The sequence below is a fragment of the Nonomuraea sp. KM90 genome (assembly GCF_052246675.1).
GTDB lineage: Bacteria > Actinomycetota > Actinomycetes > Streptosporangiales > Streptosporangiaceae > Nonomuraea.
This window is the reverse complement of record NZ_JBQQCB010000001.1, coordinates 429,867-447,001: the sequence shown is the minus strand read 5'-3', so window position 1 is coordinate 447,001 and position 17,135 is coordinate 429,867. Positions and strand designations below refer to the sequence as shown.

The following is a 17,135-nucleotide window of genomic DNA, read 5'->3' as shown; positions in this document are numbered from 1 at the left end:
CCCGGCGGCAACCTGCCCGGTCGCCACCGGCGCTGTGGCGGGTGGAGCTGCGCTGCCGGGGGCGGCGGGCGGGGCGGCGGGCGGGCCGTTGTCGTGCGTGGGCCACGGTGCCTTGACCTGGACGGGCCGGACCGAGTGGATCCGCCAAGCCGCCCTCCCGTGCGCCACCCCGGCCACCGTGCCCTGCCGGGCGGCCCCGTGGCGGGCGGTCTTCGCCGCGCCCTGACGCGCGGACGACCCCTCGCGGACGGCCTGCGCGACCTCCCCCGGAGGGTGGTCGCGGGTGGCGGCGGCGGGGGAGTGGAGGTGCGGCGGCTCGGTGTCGGCGGCGGCCGCCGCGGCGGCCGCGCGGGCCTGGGCGAGGCCGCTGAAGGACCACGGGACGGCCAGCCATCCGGCCCAGGCCAGCATCAACACGACCGGCACGTCGCCCAGCCGGCTCAACCGCGACAGCGCGGTGAGCGGCCTGCGCGGACGCCCGTCCTTCCGCGTCTCCTCGGTCGCCATCCCCCACCCGCCCAGGCTCGTGTAGCCCCGATCCTAGCGAGCTTTCACACCGTCCGGCTCTGCCGAGGCCCGTCCAGGCCCCACGAGATGATCTTGTTCGGGCTGATCCGGATGATCTCCCGGGAGAAGTACGGCAGGGGCGGCTCCGCGTCCGTCAGCGCCTGCGCCGTGCCCCGGATCTCGATGCCCCGCGCCACCCACGGGTCGACCGAGGCGAGGTCGTCCACGACGAGCGCGACCGTGCTGCCCTTCTGGACGTTCCTGAACTTCTTGGACTTGCCGAGGGCGTGCCCGCCGATGACGATCGTGCCGCCCTCCGCGTCCAGGAAGAAGCCCACGGGGTTGTTCTGCACCTGCCCGTCGGGCGTGACCGTGGCCAGGCGGGCGAGCCGCTGTCCGGCCAGATATTCGATTTCCGCTGGTGAAAAGACCATGCCGGTCAGTCTGCAACCTTGACATCGGTTGAGGTCAAGCCGCGGACGGGATCCGGGTCAGGCGAGTCCCCCGGTCAGCCAGCGCAGCGGGTTGTCGTGCGTGACCAGGCGGATCACGTCCTCGCCGGCGCCCGCCTCGCTCAGGCGCGGCAGCAGCTCGTCGAACAGGTGGGCGTACCCCGGCCCCCCGTACCTGCGCACCTGCGCCACCCGGCTCAGTCCCGTGCTGATCAGCAGGCGGTCGGCGTGGCCGTCCTCGATGAGGCCGAGTGCGATCCTGGCCACCAGGTCCGGGCCGAGGCCGAGCAGGCCCAGGCTCACGTACGCACCCGCCTCGGCGATCTTCCTGGCCGCGCCCAGGTCGGTGCCCGCGTAGCCGACGGCCACGCGGGAGGCCGGCAGGTTCTGGCCGAGCAGGATCTCCAGCAGCGCCAGGGCGTTCCTGCCGTGCGTGGCGACGGGCAGGCGCGAGCGCAGGGAGGCGCGCGCGGCGGCGACCAGGCAGCGCTCCTCGCGCGCCGTGGGCTCGGCGCCCCAGCTCCCGACCTCGCCGATCACGCCGGGGAACACCCCCGTGCCGTCCACGCCGCTGACGATCTCCTCCATCAGCCGGGAGGTGAGCGCGTCCACGCCCTCGTCGCCGACGTCCGTGAACGGCTCGGCGAACAGGCCGGTCGAGGCGATCACCGGTACGCGGCTGCCGGCCGCGATCCGGGCCAGGGCGGCGGCGTCACGTCCCATGCCCATGCACGTCAGGTCGACCACCAGGCCGAGCCCGCCGGACTGGCGCAGCTCCCGGAGCTCGCCGGTGACGGTGGTCTCCTCGTCGAGCCAGCGGTAGGGGTCGGAGTCGATGCCGACCGCCCAGCGCATGTCGGTGCGCAGGTGCTCATGGGGAAGGACGGCACCCTCGACGGCGGCCGCGCGTACAGGGCCGGTGACGGTGCGGAGCAAAACCTCGGGCATACCAGACATTAACCGACGTTTGCCGGAAAGGTCCTGATCAGACAGGAAATTTTACTCAATATGGCGTTTGGTGATTTGCTACCCGGCTGCAAGTGGGCACAGCGGCGGGAGCCGTATCCTGGGTGGCACACCGACTGCCGGGGGGAATTGTGGCGATTCAGAACTCCGACACCGGCGATGCCGACGTGATCAAGGACGAGGCCGCCGGGCACTCCGGCATGCCCGAGCGCCGCACCGGCATCCAGGGCTGGCTGGACGGGATCCGGTCCACCCGCACCGGTGCGCTCACGCTGAAGATCGTGATCGGCGTCATCGGGACCGTCATGGTGGCGGGCGGGCTGGTCATGGTGCCGTTCCCGGGGCCGGGGTGGCTGGTCGTGTTCGCCGGGCTGGCGGTGCTGGCCACGGAGTTCCACTGGGCGCACAAGGCGCTGGAGTTCGGCAAGCAGACGCTGCACGCCTGGACGGAGTGGTACAAGCGGCAGGGCTGGACCGTCCGCATCATCGTGCTCGTCGTGACGGTGGCCGTCGCCGGCGTGATCGTCTACTTCGGCCTGCGCACGCTCGGCATCGACGTGATCGAGATCGCGCAGCGCTTCGTCTGACGGCCCTTCCGGTCCCATCCAGACCCGGTCGTTATCGCGCCCGGAATCTCGGGGACCGCCCGCCTATCCTGCGGGCGTGATCGCTCAACTCGCCGTCGCGCTGTCCCTGACCGTCGCCGCGCCCCTTCCCGCGCAAGCGCCCCTCCCCGTAGGGGCGGATCTGGTGCTGCCGGGCACTGGTGGCGTGAAATATCGCGAAAAAGCGGGCGATCCGGTACGCCTCGCCTCCTACGGCCTCGGCACCAAGCGCACCTACCTCAGAGCCGCCACCGGCAACGCCTTCGCCTGGGAGAAAACCCTGTCCGAGGTGTCCGTCTCGCCGGGCAACCGCCTGACGGCAGGCGTGCCCGCCGCGTACCGGTCCGGCTACGACACCCTGCTCGTCACCGACCGCACCACCGGCCGCACCTCCGCCGTCCGCACGGTGAAGAGGCCGATGACCGCCTCCTACGCCTCGTGGTCACGCGACGCCAAGCGCGTCGCGCTCACCGTCGAGCGCAAGGTGGGCGGCAAGTGGCGGGTGCTCGGCTTCACGGTCGTGGACGTGGCCGCCAAGACCGCCCGCACGGTGCGGGTCTCCGGCCTGAGCGCGGACGCGGGTTTCTGGTGGAGCCCCGACGGCAACCTCGTCACCAGGTACGGCACCGGCCTGCGCGTCCACCGCCCCTCCGACGGCGCGGTCGTGCGCACGTACGCGGGCGCCGGCCTGCCGACGGGCCCGGAAGACCCCTTCTCCCCGTCGGGCAAATGGCTGGCCACCTGGTGCCCGTCGCGCTTCAAGGAGCAGCTCTGCCTGGTCGACCACGCCACGGGCAGGATCGTCCAGCGGGTGAGCGCGCGGCCGGAGGCGTTGTTCGGCTGGTGGGACGACAGCCACCTGGTCGCCGTCATGGCCCACCGGGGCGCCTACCGCCTGTCGGTCCTCGACCTGCGGGGCAAGGTCACGCGCGTGCTCGCCGACCTGCCCGCCGGAACGTGGGCCAAGGACCTGTGGCTCTCCTTCAGCCGGGTGACGCCGTCATAGGTAGAGGCCGGTGCCGTGGTCGGTCTCCTGGGTGGCCACCGCGTGCAGGTCGCGCTCGCGCATCACCAGATAGACCTTGGCGTGCACCTCCACCTCGAACTGGTCCTCGGGGTTGAACAGCACCTTGTCGCCCACCTTGACCGAGCGCACGTTCGTGCCGACGCCGCAGACCTCGCCCCAGGCGAGCCGGTTGGCCATCTTGACCGTCGCGGGGATGACGATCCCGGAGCCGCTGCGCCGCTCCTCGGCCTCCTGCTCCAACCTGATCATGACCCGGTCGTGCAGCATCTGAATCTCGAACTTGGGCTCTACCACAGGCCCAAGTTTACGAGCAGGCGAACGCGCAGGTCTCCAGGACGGCGACGCGGGCCGCTTACACCTGTCGCGCGATCGTGGCAGGATGGCCGTCATGATCATGGCCTTCGGCGAGACCGGCTGGGAATGGCTGAACGTACCGCGCGAATGGGCCGCCGACGACGGCCTGAGCCTGTTCTGCGACCCCGGCACGGATCTGTGGCGCGAGACCCACTACGGCTACTCCTACGACACGGCCCACCTGTTCGGCCGCACGGTCCCCGGCGACGCGCGCCTGACGGTCACCTTCTCCGGCGACTACGCCGAGCAGTACGACCAGGCGGGCGCCGTGCTGAGGATCGGCCAGGACGACTGGATCAAGGCCGGGGTCGAGTACGTCGACGGCGGCTTCCACCTCAGCACGGTCGTGACCAGGGGGTTCTCTGACTGGTCGGTGCTCCCGCTGGGCCGCTCGGCGCGGCGGGTGACCTTCGGCCTGGAGCGGGCGGGCGACGCGGTGACCGTGCGCTACGGCCTCGACGACGACCCGCCCGAGACCATGCTCCGCCTGGCCTACTTCCCGCCGGGGCGGCCCGCGCTGGCCGGCGCCATGGCGGCCGCGCCCGTCGGCAAGGGGTTCGCCGTCCGCTTCAGCGACATACAGATCAGCGAGGCGCCCAGGGAATCCTGAGCCGGGCGAAGCTGGTCAGGGACTCCTGAGCGGGGGCGAAGCTGGTCAGGGGAGCCTGAGCCGGGCGAAGACCGGGCGGTGGTCGGTGCGCGCCAGCGCCGCCACCTCGAAGCCGAGCACCGCCATCCGCGAGTCAGCCAGCACGTGGTCGATCGTCACGCCGGGCGAGTGCGTCCACGACGACCCCTGCGGCCAGGTCGCCCGGAACCCGAGCCCCATCACGTCGGCCGCGTCCCGGTAGCCGGAGTCCAGCAGGTCCCGCATCGGCAGGTGGTCGAGCGTGGCGTTGAAGTCGCCCGCCAGCACCCGCAGCGCGTCACCGCCGGCACGGGGCAGCGCGTCCAGCCCGCCCTGCCAGCACGGTTGCCGCCCGGTGCGCTTGGGCGCGCACGGATGCACCGACACGATCTCGATCCGGGCCCCGTCCGGATGCGTCAGCCAGGCCCTGGCCTGCCCGAAGGAGCCCAGCTTGATCAGCCCGCCGTCCTTGAGCGGGTGCCGCGCGTACACGGCGGACCCGCCCACGCCGGGCACCGGCCGGGTCACGGCGTGGGCCAGAGCGCGGCGCAGCCCCGCCTCCTCCAGCCGCCGCATGGAGCCCGGGGTGAACTCCTGCAGCGTCAGCACGTCCGGCTTCAGCCTGGTGACCAGCGCCATCAGCTGGTCGGTGTCCGCCTGGCCGACCATCAGGTTGGCCGCGAGCACCCGCAGCTCCGGCCCCTTCGCGTCGGGGTTGCCGTCGGTGAGCGCGCGGGGCAGCACGGCCGGCACCATCGCCAGCACCGACACCAGCGCGACCGTGCCCGCCGCCCACCGCCGCAGCGCGCAGGCCAGCACCAGCCCGAGCCCGGCCGCACACACCGCGTACGGCGTGTACGCCACCAACGGCACCCACGGCCAGTCCGGCTCGAACCCGCTCAGCCGCACCACCGCCCACAGGGCGAAGGGCACCACCACGATCCAGCTCATCCATGTACGCACGCCCCTGTATCGCCACAAGTCCCGATTCGAGTTCATGAGAAGGTGTGCACCATGCACGACGTGGAAGCCCGGGTCCTGACCGCCATCGACGAACCCGAGACCGTGAACCTGCTGGCCGAGACCGTCCGGGTCCCCAGCGTCACCGGCACCGACGCCGAGTCCGACCTCCAGCACCGCCTCGCCCGCCTGCTCACCGAGGCCGGCATGGACGTGGACGTCTGGAAGCTCGACCTCCCCGCACTGACCGCCCGCCCCGGATTCCCCGGCACCGAGGCCCCCAGGACCGAGGGGTACGGCGTCGCGGCCGTCACCCCCGGCGGCGAGGGCCCGCCCGCGCTCGCGCTGCAGGGCCACGTGGACGTCGTGCCGACCGGGGACCTGGCCAAGTGGGAGGGGAGCGACCCGTTCGCCGCCCGGATCACCGGCGACGTGCTGCACGGAAGGGGCGCGTGCGACATGAAGGCCGGTCTGGTCGCGAACCTGGCCGTGGCCCGGGCCGTCCACAAGGCGGGCATCAGGCTGGCCAGGCCGCTGGCCGTGCACTGCGTGATCAGCGAGGAGGACGGCGGGCTCGGCGCGTTCGCCACCCTGGCCAGGGGCCACACGGCCGAGGCCGCGGTCATCAGCGAGCCCACCAGCGGCGCGGTCATCACCGCCAACGCGGGGGCGCTGACCTTCCGGCTGGAGATCGCCGGGCGGGCCGCGCACGGCGCCACCCGGTACGAGGGGGTCAACGCGATCGAGGTGTTCTGGCCGGTGTTCGAGGCGATCAGGCGCCTGGAGGCCGAGCGCAACCGCGACGTCCACGGGCTGTTCGGCGGCAACGCGATGCCGTACCCGATCGAGGTCGGGACCGTGCGCGCGGGCGACTGGGCCAGCACCGTGCCCGACCTGCTGGTCGCCGAGGGGCGGCTCGGGGTGCGGCTGGACGAGGACCCGGCGGCGGCGCGGGCGGCGTTCGAGGAGGCGGTCATGGAGGTGGCGCACCCGTGGCTGCGCGGCAACCCGCCGGTGGTGACGTGGCCGGGCGGGCAGTTCGCCAGCGGCCGGCTGCCCGCGGGGCACGAGCTGCTGGAGCAGGTCGGCCGGGCGGTCGAGGACACGACGGGCGCGCGGCCGGCCGAGGCGGCGGCGCCGTACGGGAGCGACCTGCGGCTGTACGCGGCGGGCGGGATCCCGACGCTGCACTACGGCCCCGGGGACGTGCGGTTCGCGCACGCCCCCAGGGAGCAGGTCGAGCTGAGCGAGCTGCGCGCGGTCACGCGGGCACTGGCACTGCTCGCTGTGCGCCGCTGCGCAGCACTCTGATCAGCGCGGCGGGGGCCATCAGCGCCGGCGGCGGGTCGTACAGGTTCGTCACCCGCAGGAAGCGCCGCGTCAGCTCGGGGTCGTGCGCGGCGGCCGCGTGGAAACGGTCGAGGTAGGCGCCCACCATCCGCATCTTCGGCGTCAGGTTGCCTTCCACCCCGGGCATCCGCAGGTCGCCGCCGACCGTGATCTCCCAGGGCGTGTCCACGATCCCGGCGATCCGCCGGAAGAACGGCAGGGGGTTCAGGTCCGGGTCGAGCAGCGCCCTGGCCTCCATGGCGGCGACCGTCATGCCCTGGCCGTACAGGGGGTTGAACGCGCAGACCGCGTCCCCGGTGACCAGCAGGCCGTCGGGGAAGCGGGTCAGCCGCTCGTAGCGGCGCCGGACCGCGGCCGGGGTGCGGTACGCGCGCGGCTCCCCGATCGGCTCGGCCAGGTTGACCAGGTGGTGCAGGTCGGGGGCCGGCAGGGTGGCGGCGTAGGCGGCGAAGCCGTCCAGGGTGAGCGGCGGGCCCTCGCCGTACCCGACCAGGGTCACGATCCAGCGGTCGTCCTCCAGCGCCAGCGCCACCCCGGCCCGCGGCGCGCCGGGCGTGGGGCCGACGATGACCACCAGGTCCCCGTTGAGGTGGTCGTGGCGGCGGCGGAACTCGTACGTCCCGTAGCGCACGTCGATCGGCACCTGCTCCTCCTGCGGCGGCCGGTAGCCCAGCTCGGCCAGCCATGCGGGCGTGCGCGAGCCGCGCCCGGCGGCGTCCACGACGAGATCGGCCGGGATCAGCTCGCCGTCGGCGAGCCGCACCCCCGTGACCCGGCCCTCCTGGGCCAGCAGGCCGGTGACGACGCGCTCGGACAGGATCCGCACCCCCGGCAGCCCGCCCACCCTGCGCCGTACCTGGCCTTCGAGCAGCGGCCGGCTCACCAGCAGCCCGGTCAGGCCGCTCTGTCCCCTGGCCAGCCGGTGCCCGGCGTGGATGTGGCGGGCCTGCTCCTGCAGGTCCCCCTTGAGCGCTCCCTGCGCGACGAGTTCGGCCGTGATGCCGGGCAGCAGCTCGTCCATGACCTCGCGGCCCTTGGCGAGCAGGCCGTGCGCGTGACGGCTCTGCCCGGCGCCCCGGCGGTGCGAGTCCACCGCCGGGAGCGCGTCGCGGTCGAGCACCGTGACCCTGGCGAACAGGCGGTGCAGCGCCGCCGCGGACAGCAACCCCGACATGCTCGCGCCGATGACGACGGCATGGTCCATTTCGATTCCCCCTGAAAAAGGTGTTCTGAGCATTCGGCAGAGGGTCTCCCGTGGACGGCCGGGCCTCCACGTCCTTTGGCACGTTCCCGGAGCGTCTTCGGCACTGCGCATTGACTAGAGTCCGGATGGTGCGGGAAACGTCGCTGGAACTGCTCATGAGCCGCCCCGTCCAGGAGCGCGCGGACGCGGCGCGCAACAGGGAGAAGGTGCTGGCCGCGGCCGCCCGCCTGTTCGCGGAGAAGGGCGTGGACGCGGTCTCGATGGACGCCGTCGCGGCGGAGGCCGGCGTGGGCAAGGGGACGCTCTTCCGGCGGTTCGGCGACAAGTCGGGGCTGGCGGTGGCGCTGCTGGACTCCCGCGAGCGCGACCTGCAGCAGCGCATCCTGTCCGGCCCGCCGCCCCTCGGCCCCGGGGCTCCCGCGCGGGAGCGGCTGGCCGCGTTCGTGGCCGCGTACCTGGACTACCTGTTCGCCCACCTCGACCTGGTGCGCATGTCGGAGACGGCCAGCCCGGGGGCGCGCTACCGCATCGGGGCCTACTGGTTCTGGCACCGGCACGCGGCGATCCTGCTGGCCGAGGCCCGGCCCGCGGGGCCCGGGAGCGACGCCGACCTGCTGTCCCACGTGCTGCTGGCCGCCATGGGCGCGGAGGTCGCGGCGATGCTCAAGGACGACTACGGCCCGGACCGCGCGATCCGGGCCGTCCTCACGGTGGCCACCGCCCTGGCCTCTTGAGCTCTTCCGGAAGGGTCAGGAGGAGGTGGCGGGCACCCGGCGCCGCGCCTCGGGGACGATGAGCGGGGTGCCCGACTGCGGGTCCTGGATGATCTCGCACCGCAGGTCGAAAACCTGGTGGACCAGCTCGGGCGTGACGACCTCGGTCGGGTCGCCCTCGGCCACGATCTCGCCGCCCCGCATCACGATCAGGTGGGTGGCGTACCGGCAGGCCTGGTTGAGGTCGTGCAGCACGGCCACCATGGTCCGCCCGGCCTCGTGCAGGTCGGCGCAGAGGTCGAGCACCTCGATCTGGTGGGAGATGTCCAGGAACGTGGTCGGCTCGTCCAGCAGCAGGATCGGCGTCTCCTGCGCCAGCGCCATGGCCAGCCACACCCGCTGCCGCTGCCCGCCCGACAGCTCGTCCACGATCCGGTCGGCCAGCTCCGAGACGTCGGTGGCGCGCATGGCCTCGGACACCGCCGCCTCGTCGGCCTTCGACCACTGCCGCATGAGCCGCTGGTGCGGGTAGCGGCCACGGGCCACCAGGTCGGCCACGGTGATCCCGTCGGGCACGATCGAGCTCTGCGGCAGCAGCCCGAGCCGCCGCGCGACCTCCTTCGACGGCAGCGACGTGATCACGCTGCCGTCCAGGTGCACGGCGCCCGTCCTCGGCTTGAGCATCCTGGCCAGCGCCCGCAGCAGGGTCGACTTCCCGCAGGCGTTCGGACCGATGATCACGGTGAAGGACTCGTCCGGGATCGCCACGCTCAGGTCGGTGGCCACGACCCGCTGGTCGTAGGCGAGGGTGAGCTCGGTGCCGGAGAGGCGGGAGGAGGCCATCAGTGGCGGTCCTTTCGCAGGAGCAGGACGAGGTACGTGCCGCCGATGGCGGCGGTCAGCACTCCGACGGGAAGCTGGGTGGGGGCGAGGATCCGCTGCGCGGCCAGGTCGGCGGCGGTCAGCAGCACGGCGCCCATGAGCGCGGAGGCGCCCAGGGTGACCCCGGGGGAGCGGGTGAGCCGCCGGGCGAGCTGTGGCGCGGCCAGCGCGACGAAGACGACGGGCCCGGCGGCGGCGGTGGCCACCCCGGACAGCAGCACGCCGGCCGTGATGGCCATCGCGCGCACGACCTCGACCCTGATGCCCATGGCCCTGGCCGAGTCGTCGCCCATCTCGATCATGCGCATCGGCCGGGAGATGTACGCGCACAGCGGCAGCAGCACGACCAGCGCCAGCGCGACGGGCATCGCGTGGTCCCACCCGCGCCCGCTCAGGCTGCCGGTGAGCCAGGCCCCGGCGGTGGCCGCGTCGTTGATGTTGGCCCGGGTCAGGATGTACGAGTTGAGCGCCAGCAGCAGCGCGTTGGCCCCGATGCCGACCAGGACCATCCGGTAGCCCTGCACGCCGCCCCGGTAGGCCAGCGCGTAGACCAGCGCGGCCGTCACCACGCACCCGGCCAGCGCGCCGCCGGCGACCATCGCGGCGGAGCCGCCCGCGACGACGGCGAGGATGCCGCCCGTGGAGGCGCCGGCGGTGAAGCCGATGAAGTCGGGGCTGCCCAGGGGATTCCTGGTGAGGCTCTGGAAGATGGCGCCGCTCACCCCGAACGCGGCCCCGACCAGCAGCCCCGTCACCACCCGGGGGGCGCGGAGCTTGGCGACGATGAGCTCGGCGACCGGGGTGCCCTGGCCGAAGAGCGCGGCGATGATGTCGGGCACGGGGACGGTGAACTCGCCCGTGGACAGCGCCGCCACGGTGACCCCGAACCCGACCACGAGCAGGATCGCGGTGACGAGCAGGGCGCGGGGCGCGAGCCGTACGGACCAGGTTCCGACGCGGACGTTCACAGCGCCGCCACCCGCTTCCGCCGGGCCAGCATGATGAAGATCGGCGCGCCGACCACCGCCCACACGATTCCCACCTGAACCTCGCCCGGCCGGGCGATGAGCCGGCCCACCACGTCGGCCCCCAGCAGCAGCACCGGCGCGGCCAGCGCCGAGTACGGCAGCACCCACCGCTGGTCGGGCCCCACCAGCGCGCGCACGGCGTGCGGCACGATCAGCCCGACGAACCACAGCGGCCCGGCGGCGGCCGTGGCCGCGCCGCAGAGCAGCGTGACGGCCACGCCGGTCAGGATCCTGGTCCGGTTCACCGCCACGCCCAGCGCCTTGCCCGCGTCGTCGCCGAGCGCGAGCATGTTGAGCGGCCTGGCCAGCAGCAGGCCGAGCACCAGCCCGGCCACCATGAACGGCGCCAGCCGCACCACCGTGTCCTCCGTCTGCCCGGCCAGCGAGCCGGTCAGCCAGAACCGCATCCGGTCGAAGGTCTGGGTGTCCATGCGCAGGATGGCCGAGGCCACCGCGGTGCACACCATGCCGAACGCCACCCCGGCCAGCGCCAGGCGTACGGGGCTGGAGCCCGAGCGGCCGGCGGAGGCCAGCGCGTAGACGGCGGCGGAGGCCAGCGCGGCCCCGCCGAAGGCGAACCACACGTACACCGTGGGGTCGGTGAGCCCGAACACGCCGAGCGCGAGCGTGACGCCCAGTGCGGCGCCCTCGTTGATGCCCAGCAGCCCGGGGTCGGCCAGCGGGTTGCGGGTCAGGCTCTGCATGAGCGCGCCGGCCAGCCCCAGCGTGGCGCCCACGCCGAGGCCGAGCAGCGTACGCGGGACCCGCAGCTCACGGATGACCGTGTGGTCGTTGGAGCCGTCCGGGGCCAGGAAGGCGTCGATCACCGTGGAGAACGACACCGAGCGCGCGCCGAGCGCCACGCTGGCCATCGCGACGAGCCCGAGCACCCCGAGCGTGACGACCAGGCCGGCGACCAGCACGGACGGGCGCCCCTTCGCCTTGCGCTCACCGCCCTCCCCGGGCGTGGCCCCCGGACCGGTGGCGGTCACCGCCATCTCCTCAGCCGGGCGCACCCGACCCCCTCTCGTAGCAAGTCAAACTTAGGCAAGGCTAATCTAATGGTCTTGCAAGAAGGCAAGCCTAACCTTAGGAGATGTGCATGTCGGGACCGGTACTGGCTCGCAGGGGCTTCCTGGCGGGCGCGGCAGGACTCGCGGCGGCCCTGACACTGGCGGCGTGCGGCGGCGACGGCGGCACGGGCGCCGCCCCCGCCGGCTCGGGCTCGGCGGCGGCCCCGGCCGCGCAGAGCTGGACGTTCACCGATGACCGCGACAAGAAGCTCGAGCAGCCCAAGGTGCCCTCCCGGGTCGTCGCCCAGGTGGGCGCGGCGGCCGCCCTGTGGGACTTCGGCGTGCGCCCGATCGGCGTGTTCGGCCCGCACAAGCTCAAGGACGGCAGCAAGGACCCGCAGGTCGGCAACGTGGACATCACCAAGGTCACGGGCCTGGGCAACGTGTGGGACGAGTTCAACGTCGAGCAGTACATCGCGCTCCAGCCCGACCTCCTGGTCAGCAGCATGTACATCAAGGGCACCCTCTGGTACGTGCCCGAGAAGTCCAAGGACACCATCGAGCAGGTCGCCCCCACCGTGGGCGTCATGCTCACCGGCAAGAGCGCCACGCAGGTGATCGGCAGGTACGAGGAGCTGGCCAAGTCCCTCGGCGCGAGCATGGAGGGCGTGCCCGAGGCCAAGGCCCGCATGGAGGCGGCCACCAAGGAGCTCGCCCAGTTCAAGGACCTCAAGATCCTCATGGTCTCGGGCGGCGCGGACGCGCTCTGGGTGGTCAACCCGCCGGAGTACCCGGACATCGTGCACCTCAAGGACGCCGGTCTCGACGTCGTCACGCCCGCCAAGGTCGACGAGGGCGGCTTCTTCCAGACGCTGAGCTGGGAGAACGCCGACGAGTACGACGCCGACGTGATCCTCTACGACACCCGCACCCAGGCGCTCAAGCCCGAGGAGATGATGAAGAAGCCCACCTTCGCCAAGCTCCCCGCGGTCAAGGCCGGCCAGCTCTACCCGTGGAACGCCGAGGCGCCCTACAGCTATCAGGGTTACGCCGGCTTCCTCGAGGGCCTGGTGGCCAACCTGAAGAAGGCCCAGCCGCTCACGTAAGGGGCCCTTTCAGTAGGCCCCGCGCACCTCGACGATCTCGGCGAGGGGGAACTCCAGGTAGTCGCCTGCCTCCTCGCACCAGGCGTCCAGCGCGCCGCCCTTGAGCTCGCCGTGGCTGATCGTGGCGGTCAGCCCGTCGGTCAGCGTGATGCCGGCCCGCACGCCCCGGTCGACGACGAACCCGAGCAGCGACTGCTGCGCGGTCGGCAGCCGGGTCGCCATCCTGCCGATGATCGCCCACGTGCGGCCGCTCTTCTCGTCGTCCGGCCGGCCGGCGGACAGCAGGCGGCGGGCGTGCTCGTAGGGGTCGGGGGCCGGTTCGGCGAACATGTAGGGGGCCGCCTCCAGCTCCTCGATGCCGGGGAACTCCGACAGCTCGGCCACCTGCCCGCCCGGCAGCAGGATGAGCTTGCCGTTGGCGGGCTCCTCGGGCCTGGCCCGGTGGATGGTGATCTCGCCGGTGTCGGCGACCGGCACGGGGGAGTAGCCGACGTCGCGCAGCGCGGCCAGCGTGCGATCGGCCGGGGCCGTGCTCACCAGCACCGTGGGGGCCAGCAGCCGCAGGCCCAGCCGGCCCAGCCGCCGGTGGGCGGCGATCTCGGCCAGCAGGGCCGGGTCGGCGGCCTGCACGACGCACCCCACCGTGGTGACCGTCACCTCGCCGTGCCTGCGGGCGGTGTCGCGGACCAGGTATTCGAGCGGCTGCGGGATGGTGCCCACCCCGGCCAGCTCGTCGAGCAGGTCATCGGCCTCGTAGCCGTGGTCGAGCGCCCGCCGCACGCTCTCGGTGGTGAAACGCCACACCGAGGCCGCGCCCCGCGACTCGCGCTCGGCGGTCCGGTCGAGCAGCGCCGCCAGCTCCGCCGACGGCGGCCCCGTGACGACCGCGGTCAGGTCGGGCCCGAACAGCGCGCTCCTGCGCACGCTGGCCAGCGCCCGGGTGGCCGCCTCGGCCAGCACCGGGTCGTGCTCGACCATGGGGACGGCGTCGTCGTTCTCGTCTCCCGCCTTGGCGGTCAGCCCGGCCAGCGCCCGGCCGAGGTCGGTGAGCGCGTTGTTGGCCAGCAGCCCGAGCAGCCTGGCCTCGTCGAGCACCGCGGGCGCGCACTCGCGCAGCAGCGGCTGGTCGATCAGCGGCGCGTGCCAGTGGACGTTGTTCATCAGGCTGTCGCGGTCGGCGAAGGCCGTGCCGGACGGCAGGTGGGCCAGTGCGGAGATGACGGCCCTGCGCACCTGGGCGATCGCGCTGCCGGCCGGGTCGTCGCCGAGCACGGTGCCGTATTTGCCGTCGACCTTGCGCAGCGAGGAGCGCTCCATCCGCCACCACGCCGCCAGCAGCACCCGCAGCCGGGCCGAGCCCTCGTCGAGCCGCCAGCGGTCGAACCGCTCGGTGGGGATCATGCCGCCGGACGGCTCGTCCCAGGCCAGCAGCCGGGCCACCGTGCACACCTCGAGCAGCAGCCGCGTCTCGTCCTCGTCGCAGCCGGTCTCCTTGGCCACCCTGCGGACCTCGCGCACGCCCACGCCGCCGGTCTTGAGCAGCGGCAGCGGGGTCTTGGAGGCGTTGTCGAGCAGGGCCGCGCAGCGCTCGACCACGTGCGGCGCGGCCAGCGTCATCAGGTGGTCGACCTCCTCGGGGTCGACCGGGATCGCGGCCACCTCGGGCGCCACCGGGCGGTAGGCCGGGTGGTAGCCGGGGCCGCGCAGGCAGATCGCCACCTCGCGGGGGATCTCCGCGACGTGCCAGCTCGGCCGGAAGAGCAGGCCGTGGTCGGCGCACCACTTCTCCGGCGTGCCCGGGCTGACGAACCTCCCGCCGTCGACGTCGAGAGCGGGGCCCTCCCACGCGAACCGGTCGAGCAGCGGCACGGTGCCGTCAGGGGCGTTGCGCATCAGCGCCCTGATCCGCTCGAGGTCGCTGAGCGACTCGATGACGCGGGCGATCGTCCGGCGCTTGTTGCCGTGCGCGGGCAGCCCCAGGGCGCGGGCGAGCGAGTGCAGCGCGTCGTTGCTGATGGACCAGGAGTTGAGGTAGTGCTCCAGCGGCTCGCCCAGGCCGAGCGGCGCGGCCCACCAGCGCGTGACGCCCTCGGCGAGGTGGATCACCCCGTCGTCGTCCGGCCAGGCCAGCGCGTGGTCGTAGAGGTGCTCCAGCCAGGGGGTGACGTCTTCCGGCTCCATGCTGACGAAGCGCGCCAGCGTCTCGGCGGTGGGGCGGGTCATGGCCAGGGTGGTCTCGGCGAGCTGCAGGCAGGGCAGCGGCAGGCCGCGCAGCGTCTCCATCACGGCGAAGCCGTTGCCGAGCCGCTGGGCCAGAGTGTCCAGCCGCCTGGGCCAGGGCGCGGCGATGGCGTCGGGCCGGTTGGCCAGGATGCGGCCGAGCCGGTCCTCGTCTAGTGTTCGCAGCCAGCCGAGCAGGTGATCTTCCATCTGTCAGCACTCTCATGGGGTCGCGCGCGGGACTCACCGTGAGCCATGACCATCCACGGTAATGCAGATCACCCCCGGTCAGGAGAGGACTGCCCAGACGATCTTTCCGTGGGGTGCGAGTGCGGACCATCCCCAGCGGAGGCTGAGCGATTCGACGATGTGGAGTCCGAGGCCGCCGGTGTCGAGGGGGCCAGGGTATCGCAGCACCGGCACCGAGGAGCCGGGATCGGTGAAGGCGCTGGTGACCAGTGGTCCCCGCCGGACGAGGGACATGTGGACCGCGCGCTCGCGGCGCGGGTCGTCCAGGCACAGGCCGTGGCGCAGGGCGTTGGTGGCCAGCTCGGAGACCACCAGCTCCATGTTCTCGGTCAGCTCGCCGAGGCCCCAGCCCGACAGGGCGCCGGCGGTGAAGCTGCGGGCCGAATGGACGGAGGACGCGGCGGGTGGGAGCACGAACGTGGCGCTCGCGGACGGGCCGGGGACCAGCAGATCACCGGCCGCCTCCGGCCACCAGCCGACTGGGGGCCACCAATCGAACGTGGTCCACTGGCCGTGTGCCGTGGTGGATTGCACGTAGATCATTCTGCGGGAAACTCTCGTGCAGTTGCAAGAGCGAATGCACGTGCAGACAACTCGTGCAAGCGCTACGGTTGCCCTCAAATGGTCAATATGGGGGAAAGGGGATCTTGTCCGCGGCCCATGATCTTTCGGCCGTGAAGTGACAGACTGTGTGGCAAGGAAACGACCAAGGAGCAAGCACGTGTCCATTGATCCGCCCGGTTCCGGTTCGACCGTTCGGCGCATCATGCTGGGGGCGAGCCTCAGGCGCCTCCGCGAGGCCAGCGGCCTCGACCGGGCACAGGCCGGATTTCACATCCGGGCGTCCGAGTCCAAGATCAGCCGCATGGAGCTCGGCCGCGTCGGCTTCAAGACACGTGACGTGGAAGACCTGCTCACCCTGTACGGCGTCGTCGACGATGCCGAGCGCCGTGCCCTGCTGGAGATGGTTCGCGAGGCCAACACCCCCGGGTGGTGGCACAAATACTCGGCCGAACTGCCGTCTTGGTTCACCACGTACATCGGCCTGGAGGAGGCCGCCAGCGTGATCAGGACCTACGAGGTGCAGTTCGTGCCCGGCCTGCTGCAGACGGCCTCGTATGCGCGTTCGGTCTTTCAGCTTGGCAACCCCGATGCGAGTCCGGAGAGAATCGAGCGCCGCGTGCATATGCGCATGCAGCGTCAGGAGCGCTTCACCCAGAAGGATGGACCCCGGCTGTGGGCCGTCATCGACGAGGCGGCGCTCAAGCGGACCATCGGCGGGCGGGAGGTCATGTCCGAGCAGCTCCAGCATCTGCTGGAAGTCGCCGCTCTTCCCAACATCACCATCCAGGTGATGCCCTTCAGGTTCGGCAAGCACGCCGCCGAAGGGGGCGCTTTCAGCATCTTGCGGTTTCCCGAGTCCGATTTGTCGGACGTTGTCTACGTCGAGCAGCTCTGGGGTGCCCTGTACCTGGACAAACGTGAGGACATCGATCCGTACCTCACGGCGATGGAGCAGTTGTGCGTGGAGAGCACCACGCCAGGGGGCACCGTCGAGCTCATCGGCGGTCTTCTCAGAAAGATGTAGATGAACCAGACCTACAACGGCATGCCCGCGGCGGACCTGACGCAGGTCGCCTGGCGCAAGAGCCGCTACAGCAACTCGCAGGGCAACTGCGTCGAGCTCGCGGAGCTTCCCGACGGGGGCATCGCGGTGCGCAACTCGCGTTTCCCCGACGGCCCTGCCCTCATCTATACCCGCGACGAGATCCGGGCCCTGGTGCTCGGGGTGAAGGACGGAGAGTTCGACGGCCTGCTCGTTTAACAGCGTGTTTACCTCCGGCGCGCCCGCTTAACGGGGGCGCGCCGGA

The 17,135-nt window shown here is 72.3% G+C and carries 18 protein-coding genes and 1 pseudogene; 8 read left to right on the top strand and 11 right to left on the bottom strand.

The window, feature by feature from the left end:
- The 3 genes and pseudogenes from ACTWPW_RS02470 to ACTWPW_RS02460 all read right to left on the bottom strand — a co-directional run.
- Positions 1 to 507 (bottom strand): annotated as a pseudogene (locus ACTWPW_RS02470) (hypothetical protein); the annotation flags it as partial.
- A gap of 44 nt (positions 508 to 551) precedes the next feature.
- On the bottom strand, positions 552 to 941 hold the full coding sequence (locus tag ACTWPW_RS02465) for a PPOX class F420-dependent oxidoreductase (protein WP_375108985.1): 390 nt from the start codon (positions 939 to 941) through the stop codon (positions 552 to 554).
- A gap of 57 nt (positions 942 to 998) precedes the next feature.
- Positions 999 to 1,907, bottom strand: coding sequence for a phosphotriesterase family protein (locus ACTWPW_RS02460; RefSeq protein ID WP_443167830.1), 909 nt, complete (start codon positions 1,905 to 1,907; stop codon positions 999 to 1,001).
- A gap of 149 nt (positions 1,908 to 2,056) precedes the next feature.
- Here ACTWPW_RS02460 and ACTWPW_RS02455 point away from each other — a divergent pair, with 149 nt between their 5' ends.
- Together ACTWPW_RS02455 and ACTWPW_RS02450 are read left to right on the top strand one after the other, a co-directional pair.
- A complete protein-coding gene (locus tag ACTWPW_RS02455; protein ID WP_375108987.1) occupies positions 2,057 to 2,512 on the top strand; it encodes a TIGR02611 family protein in 456 nt (151 codons plus the stop codon).
- A gap of 76 nt (positions 2,513 to 2,588) precedes the next feature.
- Entirely contained in the window at positions 2,589 to 3,536 is a 948-nt protein-coding gene (locus tag ACTWPW_RS02450) for a hypothetical protein (protein ID WP_443167829.1), read from the top strand.
- On the opposite strand, the gene ACTWPW_RS02445 is transcribed toward ACTWPW_RS02450, so the two are convergent.
- A complete protein-coding gene (locus ACTWPW_RS02445) occupies positions 3,531 to 3,851 on the bottom strand; it encodes a GroES family chaperonin (RefSeq protein ID WP_043632105.1) in 321 nt (106 codons plus the stop codon). The genes ACTWPW_RS02450 and ACTWPW_RS02445 overlap by 6 nt on opposite strands.
- 85 nt (positions 3,852 to 3,936) lie before the next feature.
- Here ACTWPW_RS02445 and ACTWPW_RS02440 point away from each other — a divergent pair, with 85 nt between their 5' ends.
- Positions 3,937 to 4,521 carry a DUF1349 domain-containing protein gene (locus ACTWPW_RS02440; protein ID WP_364113768.1) on the top strand — a complete coding sequence of 195 codons (585 nt, stop codon included), beginning with the start codon at positions 3,937 to 3,939 and terminating at the stop codon, positions 4,519 to 4,521.
- Positions 4,522 to 4,566: 45 nt separating this feature from the next.
- Here the strand turns inward: ACTWPW_RS02440 and ACTWPW_RS02435 are convergent, their stop codons facing one another.
- Complete coding sequence (locus ACTWPW_RS02435; RefSeq protein WP_375108990.1) at positions 4,567 to 5,490, bottom strand: endonuclease/exonuclease/phosphatase family protein; 924 nt, start codon at positions 5,488 to 5,490, stop codon at positions 4,567 to 4,569.
- A 63-nt stretch (positions 5,491 to 5,553) separates the two neighbouring features.
- Here ACTWPW_RS02435 and ACTWPW_RS02430 point away from each other — a divergent pair, with 63 nt between their 5' ends.
- Complete coding sequence (locus tag ACTWPW_RS02430) at positions 5,554 to 6,810, top strand: ArgE/DapE family deacylase (protein WP_375108991.1); 1,257 nt, start codon at positions 5,554 to 5,556, stop codon at positions 6,808 to 6,810.
- Here ACTWPW_RS02430 and ACTWPW_RS02425 read toward each other — a convergent pair.
- Positions 6,761 to 8,053, bottom strand: coding sequence for an FAD-dependent oxidoreductase (locus ACTWPW_RS02425; protein WP_443167828.1), 1,293 nt, complete (start codon positions 8,051 to 8,053; stop codon positions 6,761 to 6,763). The two genes, ACTWPW_RS02430 and ACTWPW_RS02425, sit on opposite strands and share 50 nt — an antisense overlap.
- A gap of 125 nt (positions 8,054 to 8,178) precedes the next feature.
- Between ACTWPW_RS02425 and ACTWPW_RS02420 the strand changes: the two genes are divergently transcribed.
- Entirely contained in the window at positions 8,179 to 8,787 is a 609-nt protein-coding gene (locus ACTWPW_RS02420; RefSeq protein WP_443167827.1) for a TetR/AcrR family transcriptional regulator, read from the top strand.
- A 15-nt stretch (positions 8,788 to 8,802) separates the two neighbouring features.
- On the opposite strand, the gene ACTWPW_RS02415 is transcribed toward ACTWPW_RS02420, so the two are convergent.
- From ACTWPW_RS02415 to ACTWPW_RS02405, 3 genes are read right to left on the bottom strand one after another with little or no spacing between them, the layout of a single operon-like run.
- Entirely contained in the window at positions 8,803 to 9,609 is an 807-nt protein-coding gene (locus ACTWPW_RS02415) for an ABC transporter ATP-binding protein (protein ID WP_375108994.1), read from the bottom strand.
- Positions 9,609 to 10,616: a FecCD family ABC transporter permease gene (locus tag ACTWPW_RS02410; RefSeq protein ID WP_443167826.1), complete on the bottom strand. Its 1,008-nt coding sequence runs from the start codon at positions 10,614 to 10,616 to the stop codon at positions 9,609 to 9,611. Before ACTWPW_RS02410 ends, ACTWPW_RS02415 begins: the two co-directional genes overlap by 1 nt.
- Positions 10,613 to 11,674 carry a FecCD family ABC transporter permease gene (locus ACTWPW_RS02405; RefSeq protein WP_443167834.1) on the bottom strand — a complete coding sequence of 354 codons (1,062 nt, stop codon included), beginning with the start codon at positions 11,672 to 11,674 and terminating at the stop codon, positions 10,613 to 10,615. Before ACTWPW_RS02405 ends, ACTWPW_RS02410 begins: the two co-directional genes overlap by 4 nt.
- A gap of 104 nt (positions 11,675 to 11,778) precedes the next feature.
- Here ACTWPW_RS02405 and ACTWPW_RS02400 point away from each other — a divergent pair, with 104 nt between their 5' ends.
- Positions 11,779 to 12,795 carry an ABC transporter substrate-binding protein gene (locus ACTWPW_RS02400; protein WP_443167825.1) on the top strand — a complete coding sequence of 339 codons (1,017 nt, stop codon included), beginning with the start codon at positions 11,779 to 11,781 and terminating at the stop codon, positions 12,793 to 12,795.
- Between the two features lie 9 nt (positions 12,796 to 12,804).
- Here the strand turns inward: ACTWPW_RS02400 and ACTWPW_RS02395 are convergent, their stop codons facing one another.
- Both ACTWPW_RS02395 and ACTWPW_RS02390 read right to left on the bottom strand, forming a co-directional pair.
- A complete protein-coding gene (locus ACTWPW_RS02395; RefSeq protein WP_375108997.1) occupies positions 12,805 to 15,225 on the bottom strand; it encodes a helicase-associated domain-containing protein in 2,421 nt (806 codons plus the stop codon).
- A 78-nt stretch (positions 15,226 to 15,303) separates the two neighbouring features.
- Entirely contained in the window at positions 15,304 to 15,807 is a 504-nt protein-coding gene (locus ACTWPW_RS02390) for an ATP-binding protein (protein ID WP_375108998.1), read from the bottom strand.
- Positions 15,808 to 16,030: 223 nt separating this feature from the next.
- Between ACTWPW_RS02390 and ACTWPW_RS02385 the strand changes: the two genes are divergently transcribed.
- Together ACTWPW_RS02385 and ACTWPW_RS02380 are read left to right on the top strand one after the other, a co-directional pair.
- On the top strand, positions 16,031 to 16,852 hold the full coding sequence (locus tag ACTWPW_RS02385; protein ID WP_168010388.1) for a helix-turn-helix domain-containing protein: 822 nt from the start codon (positions 16,031 to 16,033) through the stop codon (positions 16,850 to 16,852).
- On the top strand, positions 16,853 to 17,089 hold the full coding sequence (locus ACTWPW_RS02380; RefSeq protein WP_043632079.1) for a DUF397 domain-containing protein: 237 nt from the start codon (positions 16,853 to 16,855) through the stop codon (positions 17,087 to 17,089).
- The last annotated feature ends 46 nt before the right edge of the window (positions 17,090 to 17,135 follow it).

Excerpts from the sequence above, each read along its gene's own strand:
- ACTWPW_RS02400 (WP_443167825.1), top strand. The coding sequence starts at position 11,779 with ATGTCGGGACCGGTACTGGCTCGCAGGGGCTTCCTGGCGGGCGCGGCA.
- ACTWPW_RS02460 (WP_443167830.1), bottom strand. The coding sequence starts at position 1,907 with ATGCCCGAGGTTTTGCTCCGCACCGTCACCGGCCCTGTACGCGCGGCC.
- ACTWPW_RS02405 (WP_443167834.1), bottom strand. The coding sequence starts at position 11,674 with ATGGCGGTGACCGCCACCGGTCCGGGGGCCACGCCCGGGGAGGGCGGT.
- ACTWPW_RS02395 (WP_375108997.1), bottom strand. The coding sequence starts at position 15,225 with ATGGAAGATCACCTGCTCGGCTGGCTGCGAACACTAGACGAGGACCGG.
- ACTWPW_RS02425 (WP_443167828.1), bottom strand. The coding sequence starts at position 8,053 with ATGGACCATGCCGTCGTCATCGGCGCGAGCATGTCGGGGTTGCTGTCC.
- ACTWPW_RS02420 (WP_443167827.1), top strand. The coding sequence starts at position 8,179 with ATGGTGCGGGAAACGTCGCTGGAACTGCTCATGAGCCGCCCCGTCCAG.
- ACTWPW_RS02390 (WP_375108998.1), bottom strand. The coding sequence starts at position 15,807 with ATGATCTACGTGCAATCCACCACGGCACACGGCCAGTGGACCACGTTC.
- ACTWPW_RS02430 (WP_375108991.1), top strand. The coding sequence starts at position 5,554 with ATGCACGACGTGGAAGCCCGGGTCCTGACCGCCATCGACGAACCCGAG.
- ACTWPW_RS02415 (WP_375108994.1), bottom strand. The coding sequence starts at position 9,609 with ATGGCCTCCTCCCGCCTCTCCGGCACCGAGCTCACCCTCGCCTACGAC.
- ACTWPW_RS02440 (WP_364113768.1), top strand. The coding sequence starts at position 3,937 with ATGGCCGTCATGATCATGGCCTTCGGCGAGACCGGCTGGGAATGGCTG.
- ACTWPW_RS02385 (WP_168010388.1), top strand. The coding sequence starts at position 16,031 with ATGCTGGGGGCGAGCCTCAGGCGCCTCCGCGAGGCCAGCGGCCTCGAC.
- ACTWPW_RS02465 (WP_375108985.1), bottom strand. The coding sequence starts at position 941 with ATGGTCTTTTCACCAGCGGAAATCGAATATCTGGCCGGACAGCGGCTC.
- ACTWPW_RS02380 (WP_043632079.1), top strand. The coding sequence starts at position 16,853 with ATGAACCAGACCTACAACGGCATGCCCGCGGCGGACCTGACGCAGGTC.
- ACTWPW_RS02435 (WP_375108990.1), bottom strand. The coding sequence starts at position 5,490 with ATGAGCTGGATCGTGGTGGTGCCCTTCGCCCTGTGGGCGGTGGTGCGG.